Genomic DNA, 13,795 nt, shown 5'->3' with positions numbered 1-13,795 from the left:
AACTAGCTTACGACAGGAATGGCAAGCAAAAGAAAAATATTTTCAAGGATTATTCATGCCTTATCCCACAAACCGCTTGGCACTATCTCCAAAACATTTCCTTCCGGATCTTCAAAATAGGCTGAAAGTTTCCCGTTTGGCCATTCGTGCTCGTAAGTTATAGCGATCCCTTTCTCTTCTAATTCCATTTTGGCTGAGTCATAATCATTGGCGGGAACCTCAAAAGCAATATGTTGCTTGCCACTCGCAAAATGAGGCGGGGGAACATCCTGATTCTCACTATACTCCGGATTAAAACAAAGTAGAACAGAACTACCCGAACGAAAGAATATCAATTTCTCGGGTGCATGCGTTATAATAGGTAAGCCTAATTTACCATGATAAAAATCTTTAGCTTTTTTCAAGTCTTTAATATACAGACAAGTCTCTTTGATTTGATTGATATGCATAGACTCAATGTATGGAAAATTAGTAAAAATTACGAACGAGATCATTACAATTTAAGAGAAAGTACTTTACAAACTGAAGCCCAAAACCTGTCAGGTTTCTCAATTTGAAAATATCAGGCAATTCATAATATATTCATTTATTATAGCCAAAACCTGACAGGTTTTATCACGGTTTTCTGTTATTTCTTTTTCTTCTTAAAAACCCTAGCGATCCATCTCGGCAGTACAATCGCACCTAGAAATAAATACGGGTAGTAGGTCATTAATCGCCAGAAAATATTAGTAATAAAAGTAACAGAGCCTAAATCTTCTTTGAAAAATTGAGTGAAGATAAATTCGGCAGTACCGCTACTACCAGGAGTTGGGGAAACCAACATAGTTATCCAAATCACCACGTGACGGGCAAAAATCACGATATGCTCAAAAAAGCTTTGATTGGAGAATGCTTCAATCACACAATTCAGCATCGCATAACGTGCAGTCCATATGAAAATTGTAGATAGTGAAATCTTTAACCAATAAGTAAAATTTCTGCCTCTTAATTCTTTCGAAGCCATCATGATTTCGGAGCCCTGATCATAGGCTCCCTGTCTCCATCTTCTCAAGAACTTTATAGAAGTTATTTTTAATAATATCCATCTGAACCATCTTGGATTGACCAAAACAGCAAAAGCCATGACAAAGGTATAAACTGCAATGAGCGTATAGCTGATAATAAAAAGTGCCGGTAAACTTCTCCCCAATTGAGTTTCTATCATTGAATTCTGAGGAAAAATATGCCCTGAGGCAATAAGATAGACAATAGGCGCCATTACTACAAAGTAGAGATTATCGAAAATGGCGGTAATCATAGTATAGGCTAGGGCTTTACCCAATTTCAAACCCTCTTTCATAAGGATAAATACTGCTACTGCAGTTCCTCCTACTACAGAAGGAGTCACCGCTGAAGCAAATTCCCAAAGAATAATCACATAAATACTGCTTTTCCAATTCAGCCTTTTTCCTGTAATCATTCTTATTCTATAGACATATCCCACATCTCTTGCGAAAAGCACAAAAAACGCAAGTGCCACAGGAAGAATTTCGGCTTGAAAAATTAGAGATAGATTCTCTACTGTAACAGAATCGTCTTGATAAAATAGAAAAGCAACTATACCTACTCCTAGTAAAACAGGTATCCATACTTTGTTCGGATTAAGAGTTTTGAAAATTTTCTCTTTCTCTAACTTCATTCAGCAACAGTTTCAATTTTTTCCAACCAAAAATTATTAAAGCCCTCTCCCACCGTGATGGTAATCAACGCACTTTGCAAAAGCTCTAATATGGCTAGAAAATTAAAGATCACAGCTATTTTTTCAGGTTTCTCTTCTATGAAAGTGGTAAAAGCCATTCTACCATCTCGATCCAATTTTCCAATTATATGTTCTTTTTGCCCTTCGATGGTATAAGGATATTGAACCACCTTATGCGAGGGTTTGTTTTTTTCGAGTTCGTAGCGTGCCATCACATCCCTAAACACTCTTAATAGCTTATATAAATCTACGTTTTGAAGTTCGGCTTCCACATTGATGATTTCAGAAAGTGACCGGACTTCTTTTTTTACATTCCCCCTCTTCTCTTTCTCCTGCATTTGTCTTTCCATCTCTGAAAGCTCTTGCAAAACTGATTTATACTTTTTGTATTCCAGTAAGTGCCGTACCAATTCCTCTCTCGGATCAATTTCATTTCCCTCCTCATCAATTTGAGGGCGTGGTAATAACATTTTGGCTTTAATTCGCATTAAAGTTGAGGCAACTAAAATGAATTCACTAGCCACTTCAATATTCATCTGCTCCAAATGCTTAAGGTAATCCAAGAAATCATTGGTGATTTTGGAAATAGGAATATCGTAAATATCCAACTCATCCCTTTCAATAAAGAAAAGCAGTAAATCAAAAGGACCCTCAAAAAGCGGAAGTTTTATTTCAAAACTCAATTCAGATGATTATTTAAGTGATCAAAGATTTCAAAGATAATTGAATTTGAAAAGATTGCAGGTGAATAGCAGGATTTTATTGTAATTTTGCCTTTTATAAAACAAATTTTTCGGTAATTTGTGGATTGTTACGTTTAGTGTCTAACTTCTTAATTGAAAACACTTAACGTCAAGATTGAATTTTCTTTAATAAATAATATTTAATGAAAATTTAATTGGATGAAACATTTACATACTGTATTTGTTTTCAGCATTAAACATTTTAAGATACTATGCTTATTCAACCCGGAGAACTTTTATCCAAGATTGACAGCCCTGCTGATCTCAGGAAACTCAATCAATCTCAATTAGTACAGTTAAGTCAAGAATTAAGACAATTTATCATTGACAACGTCTCCATTTATGGAGGGCATTTTGGTGCTAGTTTAGGTGTTGTGGAATTAACCACTGCCTTGCACTACGTTTTTAATACTCCTGAAGACCAAGTAATCTGGGACGTTGGTCATCAAGCATATGGCCACAAAATTTTAACGGGTAGAAAAGAAAGATTTCATACTAACCGAGTGTATAAAGGAATGTCCGGTTTCCCGAAAAGAAAGGAAAGCGAGTACGATGCATTCGGTGTAGGTCACTCCTCCACATCTATTTCTGCTGCTTTAGGAATGGCTCTAGCTTCTAATCTTAAGGGTGAATTCGATAAACAACATATTGCAGTTATAGGCGATGGAGCAATGACAGGTGGAATGGCTTTTGAAGGCATGAACCATGCAGGGGCTTCTGATGCCAATATGATTATTATTTTGAATGATAATTGTATGTCTATTGATCCTAATGTAGGTGCATTAAAAGAATATTTAACGGACATCACTACTTCACATACTTACAATAGAATGCGGGATGATGTTTGGAAGTTGTTAGGGAAAGTAAGTGGATTTGGTAAAAGTGCACAAGAAGTCGTAGGTAAATTAGAAAATAGCATAAAGTCATTTTTACTAAAACAAAGCAACTTATTTGAATCTCTTAATTTAAGATACTTTGGCCCTGTTGATGGCCACGATGTGAATCATTTAGTACATGTATTGAGAGACCTAAAAGATATCCCAGGCCCAAAAGTTCTGCATTGTGTCACCACTAAGGGAAAAGGATTTGGACCTGCAGAAAAAGATCAGACCAAATGGCATGCTCCTGGAAAATTTGATAAAATCACTGGTGAAATTCAAAAGAAGCCAGTTGAAAAGCCATCTGCACCAAAATACCAGGAGGTTTTCGGTCACACTATTGTGGAACTCGCTGAGCAAAATGATAAAATTGTCGGGGTTACTCCTGCCATGCCATCCGGCTCTTCATTAAATATAATGATGAAAGCTATGCCGGACAGAGCCTTTGATGTAGGAATAGCTGAACAACATGCTGTTACATTTTCTGCAGGATTAGCTACTCAAGGCTTAATTCCTTTCTGTAACATCTACAGTACATTTATGCAAAGAGGTTATGATCAGGTAATTCATGATGTTTGTATTCAAGATTTAACTGTTAATTTCTTTTTAGACAGAGCCGGATTTGCAGGAGCTGATGGCCCAACACACCATGGAAATTATGACATTGCCTACATGCGATGCATTCCGAATATGATAATTGCCTCCCCAATGAATGAGGCAGAATTAAGAAATATGATGTTTACCTCTCAGTTACCAAGAGAAGGTAAAGCTTTTACAATTCGCTATCCAAGAGGAAAGGGAGTAATGCCAGAATGGAAGACCTCAATGGAAGCAATGGAAATTGGAACTGGTCGACAAGTGAAAGAAGGTAAAGATATTGCAATTTTAAGCATCGGTCACATAGGCAACTATGCGGTAGAGGCAGCCGAAAAATTAGAAAAAGAAGGGGTAGATGCTGCAGTTTTTGATATGCGATTCGTTAAACCATTAGATGAAAAAATGCTGCATCAGGTATTTTCCCAATATAAAAAGGTAATAACCATAGAAGATGGCTGCCTAATGGGAGGATTTGGTAGTGCAATACTTGAATTTATGGCGGAAAATGATTATTCTTCACAAGTGAAACGCTTAGGCATTCCGGATAGGATTATTGAGCACGGTGAGCAACATGAGTTGCACGCTGAGTGCAATTTCGATCCAGAAGGCATTTTTACCACAGCGCTTCAAATGGTTGAACATTCATTACATGCTAAACTATGACCATTCATTATGAAGTATCCGGAAAAGGTTATCCGGTAGTTTTTTTGCACGGTTATGGGGAAACCCATAATATTTGGAACCATTACAGGGAAAGATTATCTAAAAAATACAAAGTAATCACACCTGACTTACCTGGTTTCGGGCAAAGCGATAGCTTACCATATGAGCACAGTCTTGATATGGTGGCAAATTCCATCTATGATTGCTTAAAAAAGTTAAATGTACATGAATGTATCATTATGGGGCATTCCTTAGGAGGGTATGTTACTTTAGAAATCGCAAAAAGATTCCCCAATATTGTTTCCCATATCGGTCTAATTCACTCGACAGCACTTGCTGATACAGATGAAAAAAAGGAAGGTAGAGAAAAATCCATTGAATTTATTCAAAGGCATGGAGTAGAGAAATTCATAGAAAGTTTCGTCCCCATGTTAGTCCATGAAAATAATCGTGAGAAATTACAGGATACTATTCAATCAATAGTTAAGGAAGGAAGTAAAATTCCCGAAAAAACGCTTACTGACTATATGTTGGCAATGCGCGACCGAAGTGATAGTCTTGAATTTATAAAAGAATTCGAAGGCTCGATCTTATTTGTTTATGGTGAAGAAGATCCTAGTATTCCCGTTGCTTTAAGTAAATCTCAAATAAAATTTATGAAGCACCCCTATTTGAAAAATCTTCCTAAAACCGGTCATATGGGAATGTTCGAAGAGGAAGAAGAAGTCTATCAGGCTATTTCAAAATTTATTGAGGTTACACATAAATAAGGTATATTCTAAAAACAGCATAAAACGAATTATACATATTTATCATTCACACATCAACTGCAAACTCTAATCCGAGATTTATTCTTTGGCCAAAGCTTGTTCCCAATCCCAGGCAGATTTCAACATCTCATCAAGTCCCCTTTTGGTTTTAAAGCCTAGTTCTTTTGAGGCTTTAGACGTATCCGCATAAACAGCTTCTACATCACCAGGTCTTCTATCTACAATTTCATAGGGGACTTTCAATCCTGTGGTTTTCTCAAAACTGGTAACCATCTCCAATACGGAATACCCATTTCCAGAACCAATATTGAAAACATTAAAAGAATGGTCAAATTGCCTAATTGCAAAATCTAAAGCATTAATGTGAGCTTCCGCCACGTCCGAAACATGAATATAGTCGCGAACGCAGGTACCATCCGCAGTATTCCAGTCCCCTCCAAAAATATTGAGTTTCTCCCTTTTCCCAGTAGCAGTCTCTGTAATAAAAGGTACTAGATGATGTGGGGGGCCCGATTGAAATTCTCCAATCAAGGAAGACTTATGCGCCCCGATGGGGTTGAAATACCTTAATGAAACAACCTTAGTAGGGTGCGCAATGCTGGCATCCTTCAAAATATCCTCACAAACCTTTTTTGTATTCCCATAAGGTGAAATAGCAGGTTTAATTGGAGCATTTTCATTTACTGGCAATTGATCCGGATTACCATAGACGGTGCATGACGATGAGAATACTATGGGCTTCACATCAAATTCATTCATGCACTCCAACAAATTGATTGTAGAAGTAAGATTATTGTAGTAGTAGTGTAATGGTCTTTCTACAGATTCGCCTACCAAAAGAACGGCTGCAAAATGAATCACACCAATAATATGATTATTATTACTCCAAAATACTTCCTGCAACTGTTCTTTGTCTCGCATTTCTACTTGCTGGAATTCTGGACGCTTACCACAAATTTTCTCTATTCTATCTAAAACGGAAATATCGCTATTGGAAAGATTATCAATAATCAAGGGTTCATATCCTTGATTCATTAATTCTATAACAGTATGAGAACCAATGTAGCCTAACCCGCCTGTAACTAGTACTTTTTTCGACATCACTTCACAATATATTTTTCAAAATCTTTATGTTCCTTTTGAAACAATTTCTCTTTATCAAGAGATTTAAAATAGTCATAAGTGATTTTCAAACCAGCTTGTCTACTAACTTTTGGTTCCCAACCTAATAAGGCCTTAGCCTTGGTGATATCAGGTTGCCTCTTTTTAGGATCATCTTTTGGCAAATCCTTATAAATTACTTTTTGCTTGGTCCCTGTCAATTTAATGATTTCTTCAGCAAACTCAGAAATAGTAATTTCATCAGGATTACCGACATTCACTGGTTCAGCATGATCACTTAGCAATAATCTATAGATACCCTCGACCAAATCATCTACATAACAAAATGAACGGGTTTGGGAACCGTCACCGAAAATTGTTAAATCTTCCCCCCTCAATGCTTGGCCTATAAAGGCAGGTAGTACTCTACCGTCATTAAGTCTCATTCTTGGACCATAAGTATTGAAAATCCTGACAATACGTGTCTCCAATTTGTGATATGTATGGTAAGCCATGGTAATAGATTCCATAAACCTCTTAGCCTCATCATAAACTCCGCGAGGTCCAATTGGATTTACATTACCATAATAATCTTCAGTTTGTGGGTGTACCAAAGGATCACCGTAAACTTCAGAAGTGGAGGCAACCAATATTCTAGCATTTTTTTCCTTAGCGAGACCCAGCAAATTGTGAGTACCATGTGCCCCTACCTTTAAAGTTTGAATGGGTATTTTCAAATAATCAATTGGGCTTGCAGGTGAAGCAAAATGAAGAATATACTTCAAATCACCAGGTACATGAACATATTTACTAACATCGTGATGATAAAATTCAAAATTCTCATTCCCCATTAAATGAGCGATATTATCCATAGAGCCAGTGATAAGGTTATCCATGCCGACAACATCATATCCTTCTTTAATGAATCTATCGCACAGATGTGACCCTAAAAAACCTGCCGCCCCGGTAATTAAAACCCTTTCTTTAGCCATAATCATTATTTATCTTCCTATGCTGAAATATGTGAACTGTAATTCTTTCATTTGCTCAACATCATATAAATTCCTTCCGTCCAAGATCAACGGCTCTTTCAGTTCCTTTTTTATTATATCAAAATCTGGAGTCCTGAATACTGGCCATTCAGTCATAATCATTAAAGCATCTGCTCCTTTTAAGGCATCGTAAGGGTTATCTGCATAAGTGATCTTATCACCAATTTGCCCTTTTACGTTTTCCATGGCCTCCGGATCATAAGCTTGAACTTTAGCACCTGATTCCACTAGAGCTTCTATGTTATACAAGGCAGGAGCTTCTCTGATGTCATCAGTATTAGGTTTAAAGGCCAACCCCCACATAGCTATGGTTTTTCCTTTTAGGTCATTTTTAAAATAACCCTTCAAATTTTCCATTAAACGTGTTTTTTGTGTTGTATTCACGTCCATCACCGCATTCAAAATCTTGAAGTCATAATTGGCATCTTTAGCTGATTTTGCCAAAGCCTGAACATCCTTAGGAAAACAACTTCCACCATATCCTATCCCTGCAAAAAGGAATCTTTTACCAATTCTGGTATCAGTTCCAATTCCCTTACGAACCATATCCACATTGGCACCCAATCTTTCACAGAGATTGGCAATTTCGTTCATAAATGTGATTTTGGTAGCTAAAAATGAATTGGCTGCATATTTGGTAAGCTCTGCAGATTTCTCATCCATGAAAATGATAGGATTTCCTTGACGGACCAAAGGCTCATACAACCTCTGCATTATCTTTGTAGCTCTTTCGGATTGCGTTCCAATCACTACACGATCAGGCTTCATAAAATCATCTACTGCTACTCCCTCTCGTAAGAACTCGGGATTCGATACCACATCAAAATCAACTTTGGCATTTTCAGCGATTGCAGCATGAACTTTATCTGCCGTGCCCACAGGTACAGTGCTTTTATCCACTATCACGGCATATTTTTGTAGAATATGCCCTAAGTCATCGGCTACTTTTAAAACAAAACGCAAATCTGCAGCACCATCACCACCTGGAGGAGTTGGTAATGCCAGGAATATAACCTCAGCGTCTTTGATACCTTCAGCTAAGTTAGTCGTAAAATCAAGTCGTTTCTGCTTAACGTTTCGCTCAAAGATTACTTCCAGACCTGGTTCATAAATTGTGACTTTACCGGATTGTAATTTATTTACCTTTGCTTCATCTATATCAACACAAGTTACATGATTGCCCGTCTCCGCGAAACAGGTGCCTGTTACCAAACCAACATAACCTGTACCTACTACTGCTATTTTCATTTAATGATAGTTTAATTTAAGATTGTAAAGATCAGAATGAACTGTTTTACTGAGCTCATCGACTATAAATTTAGAACCCCAAAATTAAACTATTATTTGAAAGAATTTAAAATAAGAAAGATTTAATTCATAAAAGCTTTTAAAAATCTATAACAATCCCCAAATTAGGTAACAAGGAACTGTTGCTTACATCTGCAATTCTTACCAATTCCCTAGGTTGTTGAATCTCTCCAGCATCATTTCTTCGTAGACCAAAGCTCGGTTCGGAGGGTAAATCCTGAACAAATGCATTTTGCAATTCCAAGAAAACATTAAAGGTCCAATTGTCAAAATTCCATTTCTTATCGATTCTAATATCAGTTTGATTGAAAGGATCTAATAATAAATCGCCTTGTCGAGAATAGTCCCTAATGATATTTGGATAAGAATTTAAAGTAGCTGCCTGGTCTACTGGAGCAACAGGTGTTCTACCTAAGTACCGTACCCTTGCACTAAGTTCCCAGTTATTTCCAAATTTATAACCTCCTGTGAAAGTCAATAAATTTCGATTATCCCAAGTAGAACGCAAATATTCATCTTCATTAAAACCTGTAAATTCACTTCTGTACAGCGTATAAGCTAAAATAGCATAAAAGTCTTTTGTTAACTTTCTTTGATATAAAAATTCCATCCCATAGGTTCTTCCTAGGCCAACGCTTTCAATATTTTCATTCCCTAAAACCGAGAAGCCACCTCCTAAATTTGCCAAGGATACGCTATCCACCACTGATACAGGATAGTTATCATATTTTTTGTAAAAGCCTTCGATACTAAAGCGAGAAGATGGTGTAACTAAATACTCAATTCCAGCTACTAAGTGATCGCTTTGAATGTATTCTGCATCTTGATTTGCATAGCTATCATTTTGATCAGTAAAACCTAAAATTGTGTATGGCGGTATCTTGAAATATCTTCCGACTGATGCATTTAATGTCCACTTTCTTTTTTCATCAAATGTATAAGATGCGGAAAACCTTGGGCTAAATGTCCTGTAAATCTCATTTCCTGTTTCTGTAAATGTATTGCCATCCACTCTAAAACCAGCAGATAAGCCAAGCCTATCGCTTACAAAATTTCTGGACGCTTGCGCATTCAATCCATAGCGAGTGAAATTTAAGCTGTTCTCATAACTAAACCCTCGATTTTCATCTACCAATTCTGAATTATTGGAATAAATAGCCTCTTGCACTATAAATCCACTGCTGAAAGTCCAATCCTCAACAAATTTAGTCAGGTTATAACGGAGCTTCACTTCTTGTTCCTGGGATTTATTACTAAACACCAAGCCTTCTTGATTTACATTATCTTCATATTGATCAAATTGATTATTGAGAATATTGGTACTCAGCGCAGTTGTCATAAAACCAGAATTATCTTTAAACCTTCGTTTCCAACTTAAGCCCGAAGTTGTACTCCACTGCTGAATAACCGGGATTTGATCAAGAACCGCTTGTTGTTCAGCATCAAAATCGTCTGGAGCATTAATAGTTAAATCATCAAGAGAACCCACCCCTGTAAAAATCAATTCATTATAATCATCAAATTTATGGGTAACTTTATATTGATAATCCCAATAATCTGGTAAAAATGGTAAATCAATGGCCTGAAATAATAATTGTAGATAAGATCTTCTGACAGAGGCAATAAAAGAGGTATTGCTAGACTCCTCATCTTTCTTCTTGAATAATGGACCTTCAGTGGTTACTGCAGCTTCACTACTACTCAATCTGAAGTTATTTCTAAACTCTCTCCTATTTCCATCTCTTTGATCAAACTGTAAAACCCCTGAAAGCACATTATCATACTGACTTGCAAAGGCACTGGACGATAAGGTAACGCCCTCAAAAAATGATACGTTTAATAATCCAACAGGCCCACCTGCACTTCCTTGCGTACTGAAGTGATTGATATTAGGAATTTCAATTCCATCTAAATAATATACATTTTCATTTGGTGCACCACCTCGGATTATGATATCATTTCGAAATCCACCAACAGAACCACTAACACCAGGCAAGGATTGTGCTACTTTGGCAATATCATTATTTCCTCCTGGATAGGTAGCTATTTCCTCTGGGGATAATTTCTGTATAGAGAGAGGCGTTTCCTCATTCTTCTTAAATGGATTAGCACGAACCGTAACGCCTTCTAATTGTTCTACATCTTCGGATAACTCAAAATTGACATTGGGAATACCACCTGACCTCACTGTTACATTGAATTTAGAGCCTTTTTCGTATCCGACATAAGAAGCAGTAACTGTATAAGATTGTGGCTCAATATTTTTGATTTCATAATAGCCTTCTAAATTGGTCACTGCACCTAATTCGGTTCCTTCTATTATCACAGTCGCTCCAATTAGTGGCTCTTCGGTTTTAGCATCTCGAACATAACCGCCAAAACTTGCTGTTCCTTGTGCCAAAATTTGCTGATTACCAATTAAAAAAAATATAGCAGTACCTATTAACCCAAAAATGTAACGTTTCATTTTGTATATCCAGTTTACGATTTAATATTATTACAAATCCATAACAATTATGCTACAAAGTTGTTTTAATATTAATACAAAATTTTTCGGAAAATGTTAGAGAATGGAATTAAACTGTTGGAAATGTATACGGAATTCCTCAAAAAGAATCCGAATGGTGATTTCAGTGAGTTCGGAAAAACCCTATCAAGTAATGTAAATAGGGACAATAACAAAGACGAATTAACTCAAATGAGAGATAAAATGCCATTTCCATTTCCGGCAAAGTCTCCCGATGAATACATCGGGTGGGTTTGGGGTAGAATGATGAGTTTTACACAAATTTGGGAGAAGAAGGCATTTGCAAATCAACCTATACACAATTTAACTGAATTTGGAATTGCATTATATGTGATGAGCCACGAAGGCTGCAGTAAATCTGAAGTGGCTAATCATTCACTACAAGAAAAAACTACAATTTTTGAAAATATAAAACGACTAGTGAGCAATGGAATTTTAGAGGAGAGGCCCAACGAAAAAGACAAAAGAAGTAAAGATTTGAAACTTACTGAGACTGGGAAAACTGCTAGTTTCATTGTAATGACTAGAGCCAACGAAGTCAGTCAGCATTTAGTCGGTAATTTAAATAAGACAGAAAAAGTGAAATTATTTGATTCATTAATAAAACTAGATGGCTATCACCAGCACTGCTATAAAAAATATAAAAATGATGATTGGGAGAAGTTGAAGGAGGAGATGTTGGATTAGGGATTCTTTATTGATCTAAGATATTATTTATAGTTGTTTAGGACTTTAATTTATTGATGTACAGATTGATTTCTAACTTTCTATTTGCTTAATCAAAAAGAAACAAAAAATCAAGAAAGTTTAATGCTTCACTCCACAATCCCAACACTGGCTCTCTAAACTTTCCTCCCTCCCGCTCTTCCGACTTCCTCGGAAGTGGTCGTCCTAGTTCCTTGCCAACGATAAATGAACTTCATAAAGTTCACCACAGTAATAAAGTTTATAAACTTCATAATTCCTAATATAAAACCAATATTACGTTCAGCAATATTTTCAATATTTCCTAACTAGCACTCATATGTAACCAGAACGATCAGAGCAAAATTCTAGATCAGATCAAGCCTTACTTTTCTGTTCTTTAGGCTCATATTTTTTAGGGGCGTAGAGAAAGCCAAAAGCTTCGGCTCCTTCCTTCGTGTGCACTTCATGATGGATGTAATGGGCTCGCATCATTCTTTTAAGATATGAATTTTCAGCTTTAAATTTTAGTTTAACTCTTCTGTGGACCAAAATATCATGAAATAAGACATAAAAAACACCATAACAAGCTACTCCAATTCCTACAAATAAGAGCCATCTTAGCTGTGGAAATTCAATTCCTGCCATAATGAGCCCTGCTGAAGGGACGCTAAAAACGACCGCAAACAAATCGTTTCTTTCCAATTTATGATTATGAACTTTATGGTGAGACTTATGCCACGTCCACAAAAATCCGTGCATGATATATTTATGAGTAAACCAAGCTACTGCTTCCATAAAGAAGAAAGTTCCTACTACCAAGAAGGCATAAAATAAAATAGTTAATACTTCTAACATGAATGCAAATTAAATAATTTGGATTATAATTTTGATAATTCATCTCGAACTTGTTCCATTAACCACATAGGAGTGGAAGTAGCTCCGCAAATACCAACTGAATCATTCTCTGAAAACCAGTCCTTATCTAATTCAGTAATATTGGAGATGAAATAAGTGTTAGGATTTTTGTCCTTACACACATTATACAAAACCTTTCCGTTGGATGATTTGGTTCCCGAAACAAAGACAACTTTATCAAATTCTCCAGCAAAAGATCTTAATTCTTTATCTCTATTAGAAACCTGACGGCAAATCGTATCATTAGCATTTACACTGATACCCGCTTCGGTTAAAGTTTCTTTAATTTTGTAAAAATTGTCTGTGCTTTTAGTGGTTTGACTGTATAAAGTCATTTCCCTTGGCAGGCTGTCAATATCTAATTCATTTATATCTTGAAAAACAACAGCCTCTTGGTTTGTTTGACCCAAAAGACCTTCTACCTCCGCATGGCCATGCTTTCCGTAAATATAAATTTGCTCCTTTTTATCAAATGAGTTTTTTATCCTATTTTGCAATTTCAAAACAACCGGACATGAAGCATCCACCAAAGTCAGGTTATTTTCAATAGCTAATTTATAAGTCGATGGAGGTTCACCATGAGCTCTAATCAACACCTTTTCACCGTGTAAATCTTTTAAAGCTTCACGATCTATAATTTTAAGACCCTTAGCTTCCAGTCTTTTTACTTCTTCATCATTATGCACGATATCGCCCAAGCAATATAGGTAACCCTGCTCATCGAGCATATCTTCAGCCATTTCGATGGCATAAACTACACCAAAACAGAATCCTGAGCTATTATCGATTTTAACGTTTAGGTTCATCATGAGC

The 13,795-nt window shown here is 36.4% G+C and carries 12 protein-coding genes; 3 read left to right on the top strand and 9 right to left on the bottom strand.

The genetic code is table 11. From position 1 onward, the window contains the following. Nucleotides 1-53: 53 nt before the first annotated feature. From AAC601_RS03385 to AAC601_RS03375, 3 genes are all read right to left on the bottom strand, one after another. On the bottom strand, nt 54-449 hold the full coding sequence (locus AAC601_RS03385) for a VOC family protein (protein ID WP_303268199.1): 396 nt from the start codon (nt 447-449) through the stop codon (nt 54-56). A gap of 179 nt (nt 450-628) precedes the next feature. Further along, nucleotides 629-1,681 carry a lysylphosphatidylglycerol synthase transmembrane domain-containing protein gene (locus AAC601_RS03380; protein ID WP_303268198.1) on the bottom strand — a complete coding sequence of 351 codons (1,053 nt, stop codon included), beginning with the start codon at nt 1,679-1,681 and terminating at the stop codon, nt 629-631. Beyond that, nucleotides 1,678-2,424 carry a segregation/condensation protein A gene (locus AAC601_RS03375; RefSeq protein ID WP_303268197.1) on the bottom strand — a complete coding sequence of 249 codons (747 nt, stop codon included), beginning with the start codon at nt 2,422-2,424 and terminating at the stop codon, nt 1,678-1,680. Before AAC601_RS03375 ends, AAC601_RS03380 begins: the two co-directional genes overlap by 4 nt. A 272-nt stretch (nt 2,425-2,696) precedes the next feature. On the opposite strand from AAC601_RS03375, the gene dxs reads away from it, so the two are divergent. Both dxs and AAC601_RS03365 read left to right on the top strand, forming a co-directional pair. Further along, on the top strand, nt 2,697-4,622 hold the full coding sequence (gene dxs, locus AAC601_RS03370) for a 1-deoxy-D-xylulose-5-phosphate synthase (protein WP_303268196.1): 1,926 nt from the start codon (nt 2,697-2,699) through the stop codon (nt 4,620-4,622). Continuing rightward, entirely contained in the window at nt 4,619-5,392 is a 774-nt protein-coding gene (locus AAC601_RS03365) for an alpha/beta hydrolase (RefSeq protein WP_303268195.1), read from the top strand. Before dxs ends, AAC601_RS03365 begins: the two co-directional genes overlap by 4 nt. Nucleotides 5,393-5,470: 78 nt before the next feature. Here AAC601_RS03365 and galE read toward each other — a convergent pair whose 3' ends face one another. From galE to AAC601_RS03345, 4 genes are all read right to left on the bottom strand, one after another. After that, on the bottom strand, nt 5,471-6,493 hold the full coding sequence (galE, locus tag AAC601_RS03360) for a UDP-glucose 4-epimerase GalE (protein ID WP_303268194.1): 1,023 nt from the start codon (nt 6,491-6,493) through the stop codon (nt 5,471-5,473). Next, complete coding sequence (locus tag AAC601_RS03355) at nt 6,493-7,485, bottom strand: UDP-glucuronic acid decarboxylase family protein (protein ID WP_303268193.1); 993 nt, start codon at nt 7,483-7,485, stop codon at nt 6,493-6,495. Before AAC601_RS03355 ends, galE begins: the two co-directional genes overlap by 1 nt. 9 nt (nt 7,486-7,494) lie before the next feature. Further along, the gene (locus tag AAC601_RS03350; RefSeq protein WP_303268192.1) at nt 7,495-8,793 is read right to left on the bottom strand and encodes a UDP-glucose/GDP-mannose dehydrogenase family protein; all 1,299 of its coding nucleotides are present in this window, start codon (nt 8,791-8,793) and stop codon (nt 7,495-7,497) included. A 139-nt stretch (nt 8,794-8,932) separates the two neighbouring features. After that, entirely contained in the window at nt 8,933-11,320 is a 2,388-nt protein-coding gene (locus AAC601_RS03345) for a TonB-dependent receptor (protein WP_303268191.1), read from the bottom strand. A 93-nt stretch (nt 11,321-11,413) separates the two neighbouring features. Between AAC601_RS03345 and AAC601_RS03340 the strand changes: the two genes are divergently transcribed. After that, nucleotides 11,414-12,067: a MarR family winged helix-turn-helix transcriptional regulator gene (locus AAC601_RS03340; RefSeq protein ID WP_303268190.1), complete on the top strand. Its 654-nt coding sequence runs from the start codon at nt 11,414-11,416 to the stop codon at nt 12,065-12,067. A gap of 375 nt (nt 12,068-12,442) precedes the next feature. On the opposite strand, the gene AAC601_RS03335 is transcribed toward AAC601_RS03340, so the two are convergent. Together AAC601_RS03335 and AAC601_RS03330 are read right to left on the bottom strand one after the other, a co-directional pair. Next, on the bottom strand, nt 12,443-12,922 hold the full coding sequence (locus AAC601_RS03335; RefSeq protein WP_303268189.1) for a sterol desaturase family protein: 480 nt from the start codon (nt 12,920-12,922) through the stop codon (nt 12,443-12,445). Between the two features lie 23 nt (nt 12,923-12,945). After that, a complete protein-coding gene (locus AAC601_RS03330; RefSeq protein WP_303268188.1) occupies nt 12,946-13,791 on the bottom strand; it encodes a 4-hydroxy-3-methylbut-2-enyl diphosphate reductase in 846 nt (281 codons plus the stop codon). Nucleotides 13,792-13,795: the final 4 nt, after the last annotated feature.

This window comes from uncultured Marivirga sp. (assembly GCF_963974845.1).
In the GTDB taxonomy this organism is placed as follows: Bacteria; Bacteroidota; Bacteroidia; order Cytophagales; family Cyclobacteriaceae; genus Marivirga; species Marivirga harenae.
The sequence above is the reverse complement of the archived record's forward strand: the minus strand, read 5'-3'. Positions and strand labels throughout refer to the sequence as shown.

Excerpts from the sequence above, each read along its gene's own strand:
- AAC601_RS03340 (WP_303268190.1), top strand. The coding sequence starts at position 11,414 with ATGTTAGAGAATGGAATTAAACTGTTGGAAATGTATACGGAATTCCTC.
- AAC601_RS03335 (WP_303268189.1), bottom strand. The coding sequence starts at position 12,922 with ATGTTAGAAGTATTAACTATTTTATTTTATGCCTTCTTGGTAGTAGGA.
- AAC601_RS03355 (WP_303268193.1), bottom strand. The coding sequence starts at position 7,485 with ATGGCTAAAGAAAGGGTTTTAATTACCGGGGCGGCAGGTTTTTTAGGG.
- galE (WP_303268194.1), bottom strand. The coding sequence starts at position 6,493 with ATGTCGAAAAAAGTACTAGTTACAGGCGGGTTAGGCTACATTGGTTCT.
- AAC601_RS03385 (WP_303268199.1), bottom strand. The coding sequence starts at position 449 with ATGCATATCAATCAAATCAAAGAGACTTGTCTGTATATTAAAGACTTG.
- AAC601_RS03330 (WP_303268188.1), bottom strand. The coding sequence starts at position 13,791 with ATGATGAACCTAAACGTTAAAATCGATAATAGCTCAGGATTCTGTTTT.
- AAC601_RS03350 (WP_303268192.1), bottom strand. The coding sequence starts at position 8,793 with ATGAAAATAGCAGTAGTAGGTACAGGTTATGTTGGTTTGGTAACAGGC.
- AAC601_RS03365 (WP_303268195.1), top strand. The coding sequence starts at position 4,619 with ATGACCATTCATTATGAAGTATCCGGAAAAGGTTATCCGGTAGTTTTT.
- dxs (WP_303268196.1), top strand. The coding sequence starts at position 2,697 with ATGCTTATTCAACCCGGAGAACTTTTATCCAAGATTGACAGCCCTGCT.
- AAC601_RS03380 (WP_303268198.1), bottom strand. The coding sequence starts at position 1,681 with ATGAAGTTAGAGAAAGAGAAAATTTTCAAAACTCTTAATCCGAACAAA.
- AAC601_RS03345 (WP_303268191.1), bottom strand. The coding sequence starts at position 11,320 with ATGAAACGTTACATTTTTGGGTTAATAGGTACTGCTATATTTTTTTTA.